We start from the raw sequence: 17069 nt of genomic DNA, 5'->3' as shown, positions 1-17069 counted from the left end.
GGTTGCATGCACCCATGACGCAGGCCAGAGCCGGGCTGTCCGTACGCAAACTCACCGCCGACGAGGTGCGCGGCAGGGGAGGGACCGTCGCCCCGCCGAAGGTCAAGTTCGACTTCGCCGAGGCCGAGCCGGAGGGTTACGGCGGCGGTGAGTACGGCACCGTCGGACACCTGGGGATCGTCGACGTCCCTGAGCGCGCCTATCTGGCCGTCGACACCGTCGGCAGCCCCCGCACCTCCGACGATTTCCGCGCGGCTGCGGAGGCCCTCTACGCGGCCGCCTACGGCGTCAAGGTGCGCAACAAGGCCCTGTACCGCCGCGGCATCGCTGGCGCCGACGACGCGGCTCGCAGCGACTTCCGGATGCCCCCGCTCGAGCGTCTCCGCGGCGACGTGGCACCGCAGGACACCGCCGCCGCCCGCTGGACCCTGCTGCTGCGCCGCCCCACCTGGATCGACGAGGCGGAGGTGGGCGACGTGCTCGAACAGCTGGAGGTCAGCAAGGGCGTGAGCCTCGCCCGTGTGCGCTGCCTGGACCTGCCGGCATCGTCGTACCTGCAGACGCGCGTCGACGGGCGGTGGTCCGCCGCGCTCACGCCGACCGCGAAGGCCTTCGCCGTGCAGCTGCGCGAGCGCGGACTGACCGCGGTCGACGGTGCCTGGCACGAGGTCTGCCTCGGCGAGCCCGGAGCGCCCGTGGGCCAGAACAGCTACCTGTTGCGCCTGCGCCTGGCCTGAGTCGCCCGCTGCGCCCGCGGGTGCCGGTGTCGGCTCGGCGGGTGCCCGTCATCCTGACTCCGTTCCCGCACACGTGCCGCGTGCGCTCGAAGCCGCCGCGCATCCGCCCGTTCGGCAGGCGGGTGTGCGCAGGAATCAGCGCACCCGCCCACGCGCCGTCGGCGGACCGTAGCCCCGCGCAGACGACTGCGGCCCCTCCCCGGGGTGGGGGAGGGGCCGCAGTGGCTTCGTCAGGTTCTAGTCGACGTCGATCTTGCCGCCGTTGTCCTGAACCTTCTTGAGGGCCTCGAGCGCCTTCATCTCGTTGGCGTGATCGCGAGCGGCGTTGTCGCGCTGCTCCTCGGGCGAGTCGGCCCGCAGGAACGAGCCCGTTCCGGGCTGGCCGGCCGCACCCAGCTGGTTCGCCTTGGTCGGGACCGGCGCACCCTCGTACTCGAGCGGAACGGCGTGACCATGGTCGTCGACCGGGCCGAGCGGCTGGTGGAGCTCGATGAACTCACCGTTCGGGCGACGGACGATGACGCCGGTCTCGATGCCGTGCTCCAGCACCGCGCGGTCAGCGCGCTGCAGGCCGATGCAGAACCGGTAGGCCAGCCAGTAGGCGGTCGGGGGCAGGACGATCAGGCCGATGCGGAAGATCCACGTGGTCGCGTTGAGCGAGATGTGGAACTTCAGCGCGATGATGTCGTTCACGCACGCCAGCGTCAGCAGGATGTAGAACGTGAGCGCCATGGCGCCGATCGCGGTGCGCACCGGCACGTCGCGGGGACGCTGCAGCAGGTTGTGGTGCGCATCGTCACCGGTGAGCTTCTTCTCGATCCAGGGGTAGGCGATCATCAAGGTGATGATGAGGCCCACGATCATCGCGACGAATGCCGCGCCCGGAACCGTGTGGCCCCAGAAGTAGAGCTCCCACGCGGGCCACAGACGGGCCAGGCCGTCCGTCCACATCATGTAGATGTCGGGCTGCGAGCCCGCCGAGACCTTCGCCGGATCGTACGGGCCGATGTTCCACACCGGGTTGATCGTGAAGATGCCGGCCATCAGGGCAGTGATGCCGAAGGTGGCCGCGAAGTACGAGCCCGCCTTGACCGCGAAGACGGGGAGGATGCGGACACCCACCACGTTGTCCTCGGTGCGGCCGGGACCGGGGAACTGCGTGTGCTTCTGGTACCAGACGAGCGCCAGGTGGCCCGCGATGAGCGCCAGGATGATGCCCGGGAACAGCAGGATGTGGGCCACGTAGAGCCGGGGGATCAGCAGGGTGCCCGGGAAGTCGCCACCGAAGATGAGCCAGTGCATCCACGTGCCGATCACCGGCAGGCCGACGACGATGCCGGACATGGCCGCGCGGACGCCGGTGCCCGAGAGCAGGTCGTCGGGGATCGAGTAGCCGAAGAAGCCCTCGAACATCGCGAGCAGGAGCAGTGCGCAGCCGATGACCCAGTTGGCCTCACGCGGGCGCCGGAACGCGCCGGTGAAGAAGATCCGGGCCATGTGGATGATGATCGACGCGGCGAACATCAGCGCGGCCCAGTGGTGGATCTGACGGACGAACAGGCCGCCGCGCACCTCGAACGAGATGTCCAGCGTCGTGGCGTAGGCGCGCGACATCGCGACGCCGTGCAGCGGCTCGTACGCGCCCTCGTAGTGGACCTCCGCCAGCGACGGGTCGAAGAACAGCGTGAGGTACACGCCCGACAGCAGCAGGATCACGAAGCTGTACAGCGCGACCTCACCCAGCATGAACGACCAGTGCGTGGGGAAGACCTTGTTGATCTGGCGACGGATACCGCCCGCGAGGTGATAGCGCGAATCCACCTCGTTGGCCTGCTGTCCGACGCGCTCTCCGAGTGTCGTCATCAGTGCGTCGCCTCCCAGAAGGCCGGTCCGACCTGTTCGATGAAGTCGCCGTTGGCGACCATGTAGCCCTGCTCGTTGACCGACAGCGGCAGCTGCGCGAGCGCGCGGGCGGCGGGACCGAAGACCGGCTTGCCGTACTCGAGCGCGTTGAACTGCGACTGGTGGCAGGGGCAGAGGATGCGGTTGGTCTGCTGCTCGTACAGCGACGTGGGGCAGCCGAAGTGGCTGCAGACCTTGGTGTAGGCCCAGTAGTCGCCGTAGTTGAAGCTCTCCTGGCCCTTCCGCTTGATGGCGCGGACGGAGTCCTCGGGACGGAGGCGGATCAGCATGACGGGGTTGCGGATGCCCTTGAGACCGTGGAGGAGCTTGAGCCGCGATTCCTCGGTCTCGCCGAAGCCATCCGAGAGGCGCCACGGGAAGACGGTCATCATGCCGCCGGCGTCGAGATCCTCGGCGCGCACGAGCTTGACCTTGTAGGGGTCGCCCACGTCGCTGCGCAGGAAGACCGGCTCGTGGTTGAGGTCGCTCGAGAAGTCGTTCTCCAGCGAGTTCCAGTACGGCGACCAGCCGGTGTGCCAGAGCGGCGAGGCCTCGCGCTTGGCCCACGGGTTCTTGATGAAGCCGCCGAGGAAGCCCGCTGCGGCACCCAGGCCGAGCACGCCCACGCCGAACCCGGCCGAGGCCAGGATCATCTTGCGGCGGGGGAGGGTCGACGACTCCAGCGCGTCCTTGAACTGCGCCGCAGTGGTCATCTTGTCCAGCTTGGACGAGCCGCCCTGGTCGTGGCGCTGCTGGACCGAGATCTCCTCGGGGATGAACTTCTTCGTGTACTGCACGACGCCCGCGAAGACGGAGAGCAGCGAGAGACCGAAGGTGATGCCGAGCATCGGGGTGTAGAGCGTGTACCACCAGTAGTGGTCGTCGTCGATGCCCTGGTACTTCCACGGCCAGAACAGGAAGACACCGAGCAGCGCGGCGCCGAAAATACCGGCGAGGACGAACCACATCGCGACGGTGCGCTCGGCGCGCTTCTCAGCGCGCGTCCCCTCGACGGGCCACCGCGGCTCGCGGTAGACGATTTCGACTCCGTCGAGGTTGGTACCGAGCTTGACCAACTCCTCCTGCGAGAGGTTGTCCAACTCGTCGTCCGACGGGACGTTGTTCAACGGCTTGGCGCTCAATTCCTACTCCCAACCCACATCGCGGCGCCGACGACGGCGATCATCCCGGTGAACCACATCACCATGCCCTCGGATGCGGGGCCGAAGCCGCCGATGCCGCTACCACCGGGGGACTGTGTCTCGCCGACGTTCTTGATGAAGCCGATGATGTTCTTCTTCTCTTCGGGCGACAGTGCACGGTCCGAGAACTTGGGCATGTTCTGCGGTCCGGTCAGCATCGCGGCATAGATCTCCTGCTCGTTGGCGGGATCCAGCGGCGGCGCGAACTTACCGCCGGACAGGGCGCCGCCCCGGCCGGTGAAGTTGTGGCACGACGCGCAGTTGAGGCGGAAGAGCTCGGCGCCGGCGCCCAGGTTCTTGCCGCGCAGCGACTCCTGCGCGATGACGCGGTTGCCGTTCTCGTCGCGCTTGATCGAGCCGTCGGCGTTGTACTCCCACACGATCGACGGTCCGCCGCCGATCGACTGGATGTACGCACCCATGGCGTCGATCTGCTTGGCGTCGAACTTCGCGGGCTTGCGCACGATCTGCGCGGAGTTGACCGTCGCGGGCATGCGGCCCGAGTGCACCTGGAAGTACACGGCCGCATCGCCGACGCCGACCAGGCTCGGACCGCGGTCCTTCACACCCTCGAGGCTGGCACCGTGGCAGCTGATGCACGAGGTCTCGTACAGGCGCTTGCCGGTCTGGACCTGAGCGGCGTCGAAGTCGTCCGCGATGGCGACCTGCGGGGTGGGGCTGGCGATCGTGGCGACACCGCCCGCGGCGAGCAGGCCACCGACCAGCAGCGTCGCGCTCGCGAGCTTGCGGCGGAGCTTGCGCTGCTTCCGGGCCTTCTGTGCCGAGGCGATGGACGCGCGCCCGGCACCGTCGGGCTCGCCTCCCTCGCCGGCGGGCTCAAAGTTGGCTGAACTCATCTGCTATCCCTCTGTGATGGCGACTGAGATAAACGTCTTTAGCGAATGATGTAAATGACGGCGAAGAGGCCGATCCACACCACGTCGACGAAGTGCCAGTAGTAGCTGACGACGATCGCCGAGGTCGCCTGGGCGGGCGTGAACTTCGAGGCGCGGCTGCGGGCCAGGATGAAGATGAAGGCCACGAGGCCGCCCATCACGTGCAGGCCGTGGAAGCCCGTGGCCATGTAGAACACGGAGCCGTAGACCGAGGAGCTGAGCGTGAGGCCCTCGCCGATCAGGGTCTTGTACTCGTGGAGCTGGCCCGCGATGAACGCGGCACCCATCAGCAGCGAGATGAAGTACCAGATGCGGAACTTGAAGACATCGCCCTTCTCCGCGGCGAAGACGCCCAGCTGGCAGGTGACCGACGAGGCGATCAGCACAATGGTCGGCGGCAGTGCCGCGGCCAGGCTGATGTTCGTGTCGGCGGGGGGCCATCCGTTCTCCCCAGCACCGGCTCGCGCCACGAAGTACATGGCGAAGAGCCCGGCGAAGAACATGAGCTCGCTCGACAGCCAGACGATGGTCCCGACGCTGACCATGTTGGGCCGGTTGAGTGAGTGCACGCGCTGGGTGATGGCTGTAGCTGAGGTCGGTGCGGCGCTAGTCACCTCGCAAGTATGACCGGTCGTAGTATCGAATGCCTACCCGGGTCGCAGATTGGGCGCGTCGAATGTCGCGGACAGGCTCGGCGCCCTCCGCTCGTACACTCGAACCACCACGTCAACGGCACGATCGGCATCGGCAGATAAGGCATACCTTGCCCTACGACCTCAACGGCAGACCCGAGCAGCGGACCCGTCTGGGCCGGTTGCTGAGCCACCTCTCCACGCGCACCGTCGAAGAGTTAACGCCCGGGCACCCGGGTTTGGTTCCCGTCGCCGCGTCGGGCGACGACGCGGCCGCCTCCTCGTCCGTCCTCGACGCCGCCGTGGGCTTCGATCCCGAGGCCCAGAGCGTGCTGCGACACGTGCTCGAGATCCCTCCCGCTGAGGTCGACGAGGTGCTGCGCCTCGTCGCGCAGGACCGGTACGAGCGGGTGGAGGCCGACGGTGCCGGAGCGGGCGGCGCGCCGGCACCGACGGACCCCGCCGGACTGGAGACCGTCGCGGTGGCGCGGGTGCAGAAGGTGGACGCGCTGCACGTCTCGCAGGAGCGCTCGCGGATGGCGGGCGTGACCGCGCGGCACGGTGGTCGCGCCGTCCTGTGGCAGGTGCTCCAAATACCCGCTTGAGCCGCCCCATTACGCTGTGGGCCATGGATTGGCCGACGGTACTCACCGAGCTCACCTCCCAGCGCGACCTCAGCGCGGAGCAGGCGCGGTGGGCGATGTCCGAGATCATGGGTGACGCGGCGACCCCGTCGCAGATCTCGGCGTTCGGCGTGGCCATGAAGATGAAGGGCCCCTCGCCGGTCGAGGTGCGCGCCCTGGCCGACGTGATGCTCTCGCTGACCACCCGCGTGCCCTTCGATGCACGGGCGGTCGACATCGTCGGCACCGGCGGGGACCGCTCGCACTCGGTGAACATCTCCACGATGAGCTCGATCGTCGTCGCCGCTGCGGGCGTCCCCGTGCTCAAACACGGCAACCGGGCGGCGTCGTCGAAGTCCGGCGGCGCGGACTGCCTCGAGGCGCTGGGCGTGGCGATCGGCCTGAACGCCGATGGGGTCGCGCGCACCACCACCGAGCTGGGCATCGGCTTCTGCCTCGCCTCCGTCTTCCACTCGGGCCTGCGCTTCGCCGGCGCCACCCGTAAGGAGATCGGCATCCCGACGGTCTTCAACGTGCTGGGACCACTCACCAACCCGGGCCGGCCCTCCGCCGGTCTCATCGGTTGCGCTTTCGCCGACCTCGCGCCCGTCGTGGCGCAGGCCTTCGCCGATCGCGGCGGCCGCGACCACGTCATCGTCGTCCGCGGCGACGACGGGCTCGACGAGCTCACCACCACGTCCACCTCCACCGTCTGGCGGGTGCAGGGGGACGGGGTGGGCGTCGAGTCGGTCGACCCGCGCGAGCTGGGCCTGGCGCGGGTCGCGCTCGAGGACCTGCGGGGCGGCGATGCGACGGTCAACGCCGCGATCGCCCGCGCCTTCCTCGGCGGCGAGGCCGGCCCGGTCCGCGACGCGGTGCTGCTGAACTCCGCCGGCGCGGTCGCCGCCTACGAGGGCCTGACCGCGGGGGAGTCGGTGCAGGACGCGCTCGCGGCGCACCTGCCGAGAGTCGCCGAGGCCGTGGACTCCGGTGCCGCGGCGGCGCTGCTCGATCGATGGATCGCGCTCTCGCAGGAGATCGCGGGCTCGTGAGCGATGCGGGGCTCGAGCGGATGCGCGCCGACGCGGCCGCGCGCGGCCTGACGGTGACCGTCCGGACGCGCCCGGCGGCGCGGAGCCTCGAGGAGGCCGCCGCGCTGATGGACCTCCCTCCGTCGCAACTGGTGAAGTCACTGGTCGTGCGACGGGGCGAGGGCGACTATCTGTTCGCGCTGGTCCCCGGCGACCGGTCGATCGCCTGGCCGAAGCTCCGGGCGGTCGTCGGCGTGAACCGGCTCGCGATGCCGCCCGCCGACGAGGCGCTCGCGGCCACGGGATACGAGCGCGGCACGATCACACCCGTCGGGGCGCAGGGGGAGTGGCCGGTGTACGTCGACGAGCGGATCCCCGGCGCGACGGTGGCGCTCGGCGCGGGCGCGCACGGGCACAGCGCGATCGTCGACGCGGATGCGCTCATCGCTGCGTACGGCGCGACCGTCGCCGACATCTCCGACTGAGCACGCAATGAACAGAAAGCGCAAAAGATTCCATTCCGTGGAATCCCACGTTCCACGCGCCTAACCTGGGCGGCGTGAGTAAGCGCATCGTCTCCCCCCAGATCGCCCGTTCCTGGCTCCTCGTCCCGGCCTCCCATCCCGAGTCGTTCGCCGTCGCGCAGGCCAGCGAGGCCGACGCCGTCATCATCGACCTCGAGGACGCCGTCGCCGCGAAGGACAAGGAACAGGCGCGGGCGGACACCGTCGAATGGCTGTCGACGGGCCACCGCGCCTGGGTGCGCATCAACGACGCGGCGAGCGAGTACTGGAGCGCCGACTGCGCCGCGCTCAAGCAGTGCGCCGGGCTCGAGGGCGTGATGCTCGCCAAGTCCGAGGGATCGAGTCACCTCGACGACACGGCGGACCGCCTACCCGACGGCACGCGGATCCTCGCGCTCGTCGAGACGGCCCGCGGCATGCAGAACGTCGAGCGGATCGCGTCCGCGCCGTCGACCTTCCGGATCGCCTTCGGCACGGGCGACTTCAAGCGCGACACGGCCGTCGGCGAGGACCCGATCGCCCTGGCCTACGCGCGATCGCAGCTGGTCATCGCGTCGCGCGCGGCCCGGCTGCCCGCGCCCATCGACGGCCCGACGCTGAACATCGCGCACCTGCCCACCGGCACCGCCCTGGCGAAGGAGATGGGCATGTCCGGCAAGTTGTGCCTCACGCCGGAGCACGCCGGCGTCATCAACGCCGGCCTCAGCCCGAGCGAGTCGGAGGTCGCGTGGGCGCACGGCTTCATCGACGCCTTCGAGAAGTCGGGCGGCAAGATCACCGACGGCTCCGACCTGCCGCGCCTCGCCCGCGCCCAGAAGATCGTGCAGCAGGCCGTCGACTTCGGCATCGAGGTCGAGGCCGCGGAGGTCAGCCACAGCGGCTACTGACTTTCGCGCCTACTCTTCAGGCATGGGGTGGTTCGGCAGGAAGAAGTCGGTCGAGGACCAGCGGGATCCGTACCTGGATCTGCTGACGATCCGCGACGCGGACCGGTTGCGGTCGCTCGCCCGGACGGTGCTGGCGGAGAACGGCTTCGAGGCGGAGGTCCGCGGCGATCACGTGCGGACGGCGGACGGCCGGACGTTCGGGCTCGACAACCTGATGCGCAAGGCCCGTGCCGGCGGGGCTTCGGCCTGGGACGGGATCGTCCGCGAGCACTTCGCCGCGATGCTCCGCCCGTTCGACGAGGAGCCCGACGAGGCGGAGATGCGCGAGCGGATCATCGCGCGACTGTGGGACGTCACGGCTACGGACGAACGGATGACCTTCGACTACGCGCTCGAGTGGCAGCCGGGAGTGGCGGAGCTGCTCACCGTCGACCATCCGGACCGCGTGAGCATCCTCGGCGACGGCTCCGCGCGCGACCTGGCACCGCTCGGGCCCTGGTACGACCGGGCGCGGCGCAACCTGTTCCGCGAACTCACCGACAACGCCGAGCTCCGCGTCGAGACCGTGGAGCACGACGGGCACCGGATCCAGTGCGCCCTCAGTGATTCCGTGTACACGGCCAGCGGTGCGCTGCTCCTGCCCGACGTGCTCCCGCGCTGGGTGCCGGGCATCGACCTCAGCGGTGGCGTGCTGTTCGGCGTGCCCTTCCGCAACCAGCTGGCGTTCGCCGCGTGCTCGGACGCTGCGAGCGCACTGGGAGGCCTCATGCTGCTCCCTGTGTTCACCGCCAACGGCTACTCCGACGGGGTGGGGCCCGTCTCGCCGAACGTCTACTACTGGCGCGACGGCGCGGTGGCGCAGATCAGCAGCATCGCCGACGACGCACTGAACGTCACTCCGCCGCCGGAGCTCCTCGAGATCATCAACGGCGAGTAGGCGATCAGTTCCCGATGTCGAAGCCGGCGTCGATGTCCGCCGAGGCGTACTCGCGGAAGGCGATGTGAGTGGACGTGCTCGCCACACCGTCGAGGCGGTTGATCTTCTCGGTCACCACTTCGGCGATCTGATCGTGCTCGCGGACGCGCACCTTCGCGATGAGGTCGATATCGCCGGCGCAGGAGTACACCTCGGTCACGCCTTCGATGTTCGCGACGGCCTGCGCGGTCTCGGGGATGCGGTGCACGTCGGCATTGATGAGGACGATCGCGGTGATCACTGCGGGGCCTTCCGGTCGAGCTGACGCTGGCGCTCACGCGGCGTGCGTGGCCCCCTCACTGTATTGCCTGGCGGGCCCGCGGGGATGCGCCGCCGCCGAGCGGGCGTCGCGACCCGCCTCTGCGGCGCGTCCGGCCCACTCGAGCCAGCGCCCGGCGCCGGCCAGCGGTTCGCCCCAGACGCCCTGGACGTCCACGATGCGCGTGCCGGGGCGCAGTGCCCATCGGCGCAGGAGGGACGCCTCCTCCGGGCTGGCGCCGTGCAGGGTGTCGGCGGGGAAGAGGGTGTCGGGGACGTCGGGGGCCGCCAGCGGGTCGCCGCCCGCCTCGTAGACGGATTCCGCGGCCGAGCGCAGGCGGTCGAAGACCGGCATCGGCGGCACGCCCCGCGGCGCGACGCCGGCCGCTGCGAGCCGTCCGTGCCGCACGATCGACAGCTCCCACCCGCCCGCGCCGTCCGGGTGGGCGATGGACAGCTCCGGCACGTCGGCGAAGGCGACGAGTGCGTGCGATCGGGCCACCGCGTCCACGAGGCGGGCGGCGCGGTCGCGCAGCCGGGCCGCCGACTCGAAGAACTCCCGCTCGGCGAGCGCCGCCAGGCGCTCCTCCAGTGCGGCGAAGACCTCGGACGAGCGCCCGGAGAGCGCCGCCGCCGCCCGGTCGGCCCGTAACCGGTACAGCGCCGCGGGCTCGGGCTCCGCGACGGAGGCACAGCATCCGCCGAGGGGGCGCGCACCGTCGGGCCCCAGAGCGCACGTGTGGAGCGCCCCGGCCCGCAGACGGGTGGTGCACGTGCGGAGGCCGCACGTCTCGGCGAGCAGTTCCGCGAGGTCCGCCGCGTCGGACCGCGAGCGCACCGGCCCGATGCACGCGGCTCCCGCCGGCGCGGAGCGCTTCACGGCGAGCCGGGGGAAGGCCTCGGCCGTGAGGCAGATCCACCAGCCGCGCTTGGGGTACTTCGACCGGCGGTTGTACGGGGGAGTGTGCGCGGCGATGAGGCGCAGCTCCCGCGCGGCGGCCTCGAGTGCGTGCGCGCACTCCACGTGGTCGACGCGCTCCGCGAGGGCGACCATCTCCTTGATCCGGCCCCGCGTCTCGCCCGACGTGAAGTAGCTGCGCACGCGCCGGCGCAGGTCGCCCGATGTGCCGACGTACAGCACCTCGTTCCCGGGGCCGCGGAACAGGTAGACGCCGGGGCGATCCGGCAATGGATCCGCGAGGTGACGCTTCGCCCGCTGCTGCGGGGTGACCGACGGCAGGTGGCCGCGCAACTCGCCGAGTGTGCCGATGCCGAGGTTGCCCACCCGGCCGATCAGCCCGTGCAGCACCTCGACGGTGGCCCGCGCGTCGTCGAGAGCGCGGTGGTTGGGGGTGGTCTCGGTGCGGAACAGTCGGGCGAGCTCGCTGAGCTTGACCGACGGCGCCTCGTCCCGGGTGAGCACGCGCCGGGCCAGCTGGACCGTGCACAACGACGCCGGCTTCGGCCACGGCGTACCGGTGGCCGCCGCTGCGGCCTTGAGGAACCCGAGGTCGAATCTGGCGTTGTGCGCCACCAGGACGGCGCCGTGCGCGAACTCGAGGAACGAGGGGAGGACGGACTCGATCCGCGGCGCGCCCGTGACCATCGCGGTCGTGATACCGGTGAGGTGGGTGATGTGCGGGGAGATGCCGCAGCCGGGGTCGACCAGCGTGGCGAACTCGCCCAGGACCTCGCCGCCGCGCACCTTGACCGCACCGATCTCGGTGATCGCGTCCCCACCGCGCGGCGAGCCGCCCGTGGTCTCCAGGTCGACCACGACGAACGTCACCTCCCTCAGGGGCGGGTCGACGGTGCCCGTCTCGCAATCGTCCAGGCTGAGCTGCATGCGGCGACCGTAGAACACCCCACCGACAGGTTTCCGCCGCCCGAACGCGCACTCGAAAGTTGTCGGTGGCCGCGATTAGCGTCGCCGACATCACGACCCCGGCCCCGAAGGGACAACGCCATGACACTGCACGTCGACTGCTCCACCTGCCCCGCCAAGCCCCGCGCCTGCGGCGACTGCTCCGTGGGCTTCCTCCTCGGCCCGGTCGTGGTGGCGGCGCCGGCCGTGCCGGGCGCCGCGGACGGCGCCGGAAGCCCTGCGGTCACGGTCGAGCCGGGCCTGAGTGACGCGATCGCGGCGTTCGCGAACGAGGGAATGTTGCCGCGTCTCAGGGTTGTCCCTGACCAGGCGAAACAAGCCGGATAAGGGGTGTCTCGGGGGAACCTCGGGGTGGCGCCCCGGCGCGTCCGGCTAGACAGGCGCGTTTCCGTTTCGTAATCTTTCTGAGACCTTGCGGAGGTGCCCGGGGCGAAAGCCGCCCCGTCTCCCGAGGTCACCGCCTAAGAGGCCGCGAGGCCTCGCCGGGGACCCACACGCGTTATCCGGGGTGAATCGCCGGAGGCTCACGCCTCCGGGGTAGGGCATCTTCCTCGCCCGAACCCGTCAGCTAACTCGGTCGGCGGTCGGGAAGAAACTTAGGAGAATCGCTTCGTGGCGAAACACCGACTTCAGCCGCAGCCCAGCCGGGGTGCCACCGTCGCGCGCGGTGCCCTTGCAGCGGGCGCCGTGACCATCGGTACGCTCGCGGCCCCCACGGCCGCTTTCGCAGCGCCCGCCCCCGCCGCGCCGGCGCCCGTCGCGCCGAAGGCGAAGCCCGCCCCCGCGCCGAAGGCGCAGCCCGCTCCGGCCGCCGGCCAGGCGAAGCCCGCGGCAGGTGTCACCTCGCGCACCACCGCCGCCCGCCCCAACGTCGTCAGCGGCATCTCCGTCGCCCCGAAGCCGGGCGTCACCACCGTCGCCGGTGCGCAGCCGGGCGGTGCGAAGGCCAAGGTCGTGCAGGCCGCGCTGTCGCGCACGGGTCTGCCCTACTCGTACGGCTCCGCCGGCCCCAACTCGTTCGACTGCTCGGGCCTCGTCTACTGGTCCATGAAGCAGGCCGGGATCACCGTCCCGCGTGACAGCTACGGCCAGCTCGGCGGTGGCCGGTCGGTTCCGATCTCCGACCTGCAGGCCGGCGATATCGTGATCTACAACGGCGGCAGCCACGCCGCCCTGTACATCGGCAACGGCAAGGTCGTGCACTCGGTGAACTACGGCACGCCGGTCAAGGTGAGCCCGCTCAACGAGATGTCGGTCTACTCCGCTCGTCGTTACTGACGTAACCTGGCAGTGATTGCGTTCGCAATCGTGCTCCAGCTTGGAAGGACCTGCTCGGCCGTGTCATCGACCTCCCCCTCCCGTTCCCTGGTGCTGCGCGGTTCCGCCGCGTCGGCGGCACTCGCCCTGGTGGCCGGGCTGACCGTGGTCGGCAGCGCGACCGCGGATCCCGATACCGCCGATGCCGCCCTGAAGCAGTACGAGGCTCTGTCGGAGCAGGCCTCCGGCACCAACGAGGCCGCGAAGGCCGCGCAGGAGGACGCCGAGAAGGCGACCGCCGCCAAGCGCGCCGCCGATGCCACGCTGGTGGCCGCGAAGCGTGAGGTCGCCGCCGTGCAAGCCCGACAGGCGGCACTGCAGCCGCAGATCGACGCGGTCGTCGTCGCCAATTACAAGGGCGCGCGCACCAACCGCACCTATGCGCTGCTCGTCAGCGATTCGCCGCAGCAGATGCTCGATCAGATGTCGACGCTCGACTTCATCAACCGCGACGTCGTCAGCACCGTCGACGCCTACAAGAAGTCGAAGTCCGCCGCCGAGTCCGCGGCCAACCGGGCCGCCGAGGCCTCGAAGTCGGCCGAGAACACCCGCGCCGAGGCCGAGCGCAAGGCCGCCGATCTCAAGCAGAAGAAGTCGCGGCTGGCGCAGGAGATCGCCCGGATCAAGGCGATCTACGACCGGCTCACCGGCGCGCAGCGGCAGACCCTGATCGGCCCGCCCACGCCCTTCGACCCGAGCAAGGTGCCGCCGGGGAGCACCGCCGAGCTCGCCGCGGTGCGGGCCGCGCTCACCCGCGTCGGCAGCCCGTACGCGTGGGGCGGCACCGGGCCCGGCCAGTTCGACTGCTCGGGGCTCATGGTGTGGGCGTACCAGCAGTCCGGCAAGTCGCTGCCGCGCACCTCGCAGGCACAGCTCAACGGCGGGCGCCAGGTCTCCCGCAGCGAGCTGCAGCCGGGCGACATCATCGTCTACTACTCGGCCGCCACGCACGTCGGCATGTACGTCGGTGACGGGAAGGTCGTGCACGCCTCCACCTTCGGCGTGCCCGTGCAGGTCGTGCCGATCGACGCGGCGGGCCCGTACAACTCGGCGGTGCGCTACTAGCTAGGCTTGGGCACCATGCCGCGCACGCTGCTGGTCACCAACGACTTCCCGCCCCGCCCCGGCGGCATCCAGACCTACCTCCAGGCGTTCGTTCGGCAGCTGCCCGCCGACGAACTCGTCGTGTACGCCTCCCGGTGGCGCGGTAGCGAGGAGTACGACGCCGCGCAGCCCTTCGAGGTGGTCCGTCATCCGACCACGCTGCTGCTGCCCACACCCGATGCCTTCTCCCGCGCCCGGGATCTGGTGCGCGCCCGCGACATCGAGACCGTCTGGTTCGGTGCCGCCGCGCCGCTGGCGCTGCTCGGCGCCCCGCTCAAGGACGCCGGCGCACTGCGCACCGTCGCCTCCACCCACGGCCACGAGGTCGGCTGGTCGATGCTCCCGCCCTCGCGTGCCTGCCTGCGCCGCATCGGCGACACCACGGACGTCACCACCTACGTCAGCAAGTACACCCGCGGGAGGTTCGCCGCGGCCTTCGGTCCGCGCGCGGCGCTGGAGCACCTCCCGCCCGGCGTCGACACCGAGGTCTTCAAGCCCGACGAGGTCGCCCGCGCCGAACTGCGGGCGCGGTACGGGCTCGGCGCCGACGAGCCCGTGATCCTGTGCCTCTCGCGGCTGGTGCCGCGCAAGGGGCAGGACATGCTGATCCGCGCCCTGCCGCGGATCCGGTCCCGGGTTCCGGGAGCGAAGCTGGTGATCGTGGGCGGCGGGCCCTACGCCGAGACGCTGCACAAGCTGGTGCGGCAGGTCGGCGTCGAGGAGCAGGTGATCTTCACCGGAACGGTCCCGTTCGACGAGCTCGCCGCGCACCACAACCTGGGCGACGTCTTCGCGATGCCCTGCCGCACCCGCGGCGCGGGCCTCGACGTGGAGGGGCTCGGCATCGTCTTCCTCGAGGCCTCCGCGACCGGGAAACCCGTCGTGGCGGGCGATTCCGGCGGCGCGCCCGAGACCGTCTGGGAGGGCGAGTCGGGGCACGTCGTGCCCGGGCGCGACGTCGAGGCCATCGCGGACGCCGTGGCCGGTGTGCTGGCGGACCCCGACCGCGCCGCGAAGATGGGCGCCCGCGGGCGCGAACTCGTCGCCGAGCACTTCGACTGGCGTCGCCTCGGCCACCGCCTCCAGACCCTCCTCAACCCGTACTGAGCCGCGGCGCGATCCTCGGTGGAATCCGGCGACGGCGCGTCTGCGTGTCGCCGCCGACACGCACCGAAGGTGGGCAGCGGGCGCACCGTCGGGCTGGAGAAACGAAAACCGCCGCACCGGAGTCCGGTGCGGCGGTTCGACGTTGGGGGGGCTACTTGGCGTAGATCTCGGCGATGTCGTCCGCGTACTTCTGCGTCACGACGTTGCGCTTGACCTTCATGGTCGGTGTCATCTCGCCGGTCTCCTCGGAGAAGTCCTCGGGGAGGATGCGCACCTTCTTGATGGCCTCGGCCTTGGAGACCGTCTCGTTCGCCGCGGCCACGGCCTTGTCGATCTCGGCCAGCAGGTCGGGGTCGTTGCGCAACTCGGAGACGGTGGCCGCCTCGGGCTTGCCGTTCGCGGCCTTCCACTGCGGGAACGCCTCGGGATCGATGGTGACGAGCGCGGCGATGAAGGGCTGTGCGTCGCCCACGACCATGGCCTGCGAGATCAGCGGGTTGCTGCGCAGCGCGTCCTCGAGGCCGGCGGGGGAGACGTTCTTGCCGCCCGCCGTGACGATGAGCTCCTTCTTGCGGCCGGTGATCGACAGGAAGCCGTCGTCGTCGATCGACCCCAGATCGCCGGTGTGGAACCAGCCGTCTTCGAGCGAGGCCTTGGTGGCCTCCTCGTTGCGCCAGTAGCCGCGGAAGACCACGGAGCCCTTGAGCAGGATCTCACCGTCCTCGGCGATCTTCGCGGCCTGCCCGGCCAGCGGCCGTCCGACGGTGCCGATCTTCTGCGCTCCCGCCACGTTCACGGTGATGGCAGCGGTGGTCTCGGTGAGGCCGTAGCCCTCCATCACGGTGATGCCGACGCCGCGGAAGAAGTGACCGAGGCGCGCGCCCAGGGGGGCGCCGCCCGAGATCGCCACCTTGCAGTTCCCGCCGAGCGCGGCCTTGAGCTTGCCGTAGACCAGCTTGTCGAACAATGCGTGCTTGGCCTTGAGGATGAGTCCGGCGCCGCCCGAGTCCTGTGCCTGGCTGTACTCGATGGCCGTCTGCACGGCGGCGTCGAAGATCTTGCCCTTGCCGCCGTCGACGGCGCTCTGCTGCGCGGAGACGAAGACCTTCTCGAAGACGCGCGGCACCGAGAGGATCAGCGTCGGCTGGAAGATCGAGAACTGCGGCACCAGGTTCTTGGTGTCGTTGAAGTGGCCGACCACGGCGCCGCCCTTGAAGCAGGCGATGTTCACGGCGCGGGCCAGAACGTGCGCCAGCGGAAGGAACATGACGTTCGAGCCGCCGCGGATCGCGTCGCCGAAGGGCGAGGCGAGGATGGCCTCGGCCTCGCTCATGAGGTTCGAGTGCATGAGCTCGCAGCCCTTGGGCCGGCCTGTGGTGCCCGAGGTGTAGATCAGCGTGGCGAGGTCGTCGGCCTTCACCTCCGCGCGGCCGGCGTGCACCTGCTCGTCGGTCACCCCGGCGCCCTCGGCGGTGAGCGTCTCGACGGCGCCCTTCTCCCCGTCCTTCGGCTCGATCTGCAGGACGCGCTGCACCTTGTGCAGGTCCTTCAGTTCGGCGATCTCCGCGGCCTGCTTGGGCCCCTCGATGATCATCAGGACGGCATCGGAATCCTCGAGGATCCAGTCGATCTGCCCCGAGGAGCTGGTCTCGTAGACGGGCACGGTGACGGCGCCGACGGCCCAGATCGCGAAGTCGATGAGCGGCCACTCGTACCGGGTCGACGAGACCAGCGCGACTCGGTCGCCCGGCTTGACCCCCTGGGCCACCAGGCCCTTCGCGACGCCCAGGATCTCCTGTTCGTACTGCTTCGAGGTCACCGGTTCCCAGGTACCCGCGACCAGTCGCTTGATCCGGACACTGTCCGGGTCCGTGCGGGCCACATCGAAGACGACGTCGACCGTGGAGGCCGAGGGGTCGATGGTGTAGTTGGCGGGAACGCTGATCTCGCGCACGAATCCTCCGGGTCGCAAACGGTGGTGTTGTGGT

The 17069-nt window shown here is 70.3% G+C and carries 17 protein-coding genes and 1 riboswitch; of the genes, 10 read left to right on the top strand and 7 right to left on the bottom strand.

The genetic code is table 11. From position 1 onward, the window contains the following. The first annotated feature begins 14 nt into the window (after nucleotides 1-14). The gene (locus FK530_RS08000; RefSeq protein WP_146486500.1) at nucleotides 15-737 is read left to right on the top strand and encodes a hypothetical protein; all 723 of its coding nucleotides are present in this window, start codon (nucleotides 15-17) and stop codon (nucleotides 735-737) included. Between the two features lie 237 nt (nucleotides 738-974). On the opposite strand, the gene qcrB is transcribed toward FK530_RS08000, so the two are convergent. Genes qcrB through ctaE form a run of 4 tightly spaced genes read right to left on the bottom strand, consistent with a single transcriptional unit; the run spans nucleotide 975 to nucleotide 5351 of the window. After that, nucleotides 975-2600: a cytochrome bc1 complex cytochrome b subunit gene (gene qcrB / locus FK530_RS07995; protein WP_146486499.1), complete on the bottom strand. Its 1626-nt coding sequence runs from the start codon at nucleotides 2598-2600 to the stop codon at nucleotides 975-977. Beyond that, nucleotides 2600-3781, bottom strand: a complete 1182-nt coding sequence (gene qcrA, locus FK530_RS07990; protein ID WP_231706541.1) for a cytochrome bc1 complex Rieske iron-sulfur subunit — start codon at nucleotides 3779-3781, stop codon at nucleotides 2600-2602. Before qcrA ends, qcrB begins: the two co-directional genes overlap by 1 nt. Continuing rightward, nucleotides 3778-4698: a cytochrome bc1 complex diheme cytochrome c subunit gene (qcrC, locus tag FK530_RS07985; protein ID WP_146486498.1), complete on the bottom strand. Its 921-nt coding sequence runs from the start codon at nucleotides 4696-4698 to the stop codon at nucleotides 3778-3780. The genes qcrA and qcrC overlap by 4 nt, the downstream gene beginning before the upstream one ends. A 38-nt stretch (nucleotides 4699-4736) precedes the next feature. Beyond that, nucleotides 4737-5351: an aa3-type cytochrome oxidase subunit III gene (gene ctaE / locus FK530_RS07980; RefSeq protein ID WP_146486497.1), complete on the bottom strand. Its 615-nt coding sequence runs from the start codon at nucleotides 5349-5351 to the stop codon at nucleotides 4737-4739. A 149-nt stretch (nucleotides 5352-5500) separates the two neighbouring features. On the opposite strand from ctaE, the gene FK530_RS07975 reads away from it, so the two are divergent. The 5 genes from FK530_RS07975 (at nucleotide 5501) to FK530_RS07955 (ending at nucleotide 9371) form a co-directional block, all read left to right on the top strand. Further along, a complete protein-coding gene (locus tag FK530_RS07975; protein WP_231706540.1) occupies nucleotides 5501-5974 on the top strand; it encodes a hypothetical protein in 474 nt (157 codons plus the stop codon). A 23-nt stretch (nucleotides 5975-5997) separates the two neighbouring features. Further along, nucleotides 5998-7044, top strand: coding sequence for an anthranilate phosphoribosyltransferase (gene trpD / locus FK530_RS07970; RefSeq protein ID WP_146486496.1), 1047 nt, complete (start codon nucleotides 5998-6000; stop codon nucleotides 7042-7044). Continuing rightward, nucleotides 7041-7508, top strand: coding sequence for an aminoacyl-tRNA deacylase (locus FK530_RS07965; RefSeq protein ID WP_231706539.1), 468 nt, complete (start codon nucleotides 7041-7043; stop codon nucleotides 7506-7508). The genes trpD and FK530_RS07965 overlap by 4 nt, the downstream gene beginning before the upstream one ends. A 74-nt stretch (nucleotides 7509-7582) precedes the next feature. After that, nucleotides 7583-8434 carry an HpcH/HpaI aldolase/citrate lyase family protein gene (locus tag FK530_RS07960; RefSeq protein ID WP_146486494.1) on the top strand — a complete coding sequence of 284 codons (852 nt, stop codon included), beginning with the start codon at nucleotides 7583-7585 and terminating at the stop codon, nucleotides 8432-8434. A 22-nt stretch (nucleotides 8435-8456) separates the two neighbouring features. Next, the gene (locus FK530_RS07955) at nucleotides 8457-9371 is read left to right on the top strand and encodes a hypothetical protein (protein ID WP_146486493.1); all 915 of its coding nucleotides are present in this window, start codon (nucleotides 8457-8459) and stop codon (nucleotides 9369-9371) included. Between the two features lie 4 nt (nucleotides 9372-9375). On the opposite strand, the gene FK530_RS07950 is transcribed toward FK530_RS07955, so the two are convergent. Beyond that, a complete protein-coding gene (locus FK530_RS07950) occupies nucleotides 9376-9651 on the bottom strand; it encodes an Lrp/AsnC family transcriptional regulator (protein WP_146486492.1) in 276 nt (91 codons plus the stop codon). 33 nt (nucleotides 9652-9684) lie between these two features. Beyond that, entirely contained in the window at nucleotides 9685-11514 is a 1830-nt protein-coding gene (locus tag FK530_RS07945; protein ID WP_146486491.1) for a DEDD exonuclease domain-containing protein, read from the bottom strand. 120 nt (nucleotides 11515-11634) lie between these two features. Here FK530_RS07945 and FK530_RS07940 point away from each other — a divergent pair, with 120 nt between their 5' ends. The 4 genes from FK530_RS07940 to FK530_RS07925 all read left to right on the top strand — a co-directional run bounded on the left by FK530_RS07940 (nucleotide 11635) and on the right by FK530_RS07925 (nucleotide 15081). Then, complete coding sequence (locus FK530_RS07940) at nucleotides 11635-11880, top strand: hypothetical protein (protein ID WP_146486490.1); 246 nt, start codon at nucleotides 11635-11637, stop codon at nucleotides 11878-11880. A 121-nt stretch (nucleotides 11881-12001) separates the two neighbouring features. Further along, nucleotides 12002-12151: riboswitch (cyclic di-AMP (ydaO/yuaA leader) on the top strand. A gap of 14 nt (nucleotides 12152-12165) precedes the next feature. After that, nucleotides 12166-12831: a C40 family peptidase gene (locus FK530_RS07935; protein ID WP_146486489.1), complete on the top strand. Its 666-nt coding sequence runs from the start codon at nucleotides 12166-12168 to the stop codon at nucleotides 12829-12831. Nucleotides 12832-12891: 60 nt separating this feature from the next. Further along, a complete protein-coding gene (locus tag FK530_RS07930; RefSeq protein ID WP_146486488.1) occupies nucleotides 12892-13935 on the top strand; it encodes an NlpC/P60 family protein in 1044 nt (347 codons plus the stop codon). Nucleotides 13936-13950: 15 nt separating this feature from the next. Next, the gene (locus tag FK530_RS07925) at nucleotides 13951-15081 is read left to right on the top strand and encodes a glycosyltransferase family 4 protein (RefSeq protein WP_146486487.1); all 1131 of its coding nucleotides are present in this window, start codon (nucleotides 13951-13953) and stop codon (nucleotides 15079-15081) included. Nucleotides 15082-15232: 151 nt separating this feature from the next. Here FK530_RS07925 and FK530_RS07920 read toward each other — a convergent pair whose 3' ends face one another. Beyond that, nucleotides 15233-17035, bottom strand: a complete 1803-nt coding sequence (locus FK530_RS07920; protein ID WP_146486486.1) for an AMP-dependent synthetase/ligase — start codon at nucleotides 17033-17035, stop codon at nucleotides 15233-15235. Between the last annotated feature and the right edge of the window lie 34 nt (nucleotides 17036-17069).

The organism is Tsukamurella conjunctivitidis (assembly GCF_007858475.1).
Classification (GTDB): domain Bacteria; phylum Actinomycetota; class Actinomycetes; order Mycobacteriales; family Mycobacteriaceae; genus Tsukamurella; species Tsukamurella conjunctivitidis.
The sequence above is the reverse complement of the archived record's forward strand: the minus strand, read 5'-3'. Positions and strand labels throughout refer to the sequence as shown.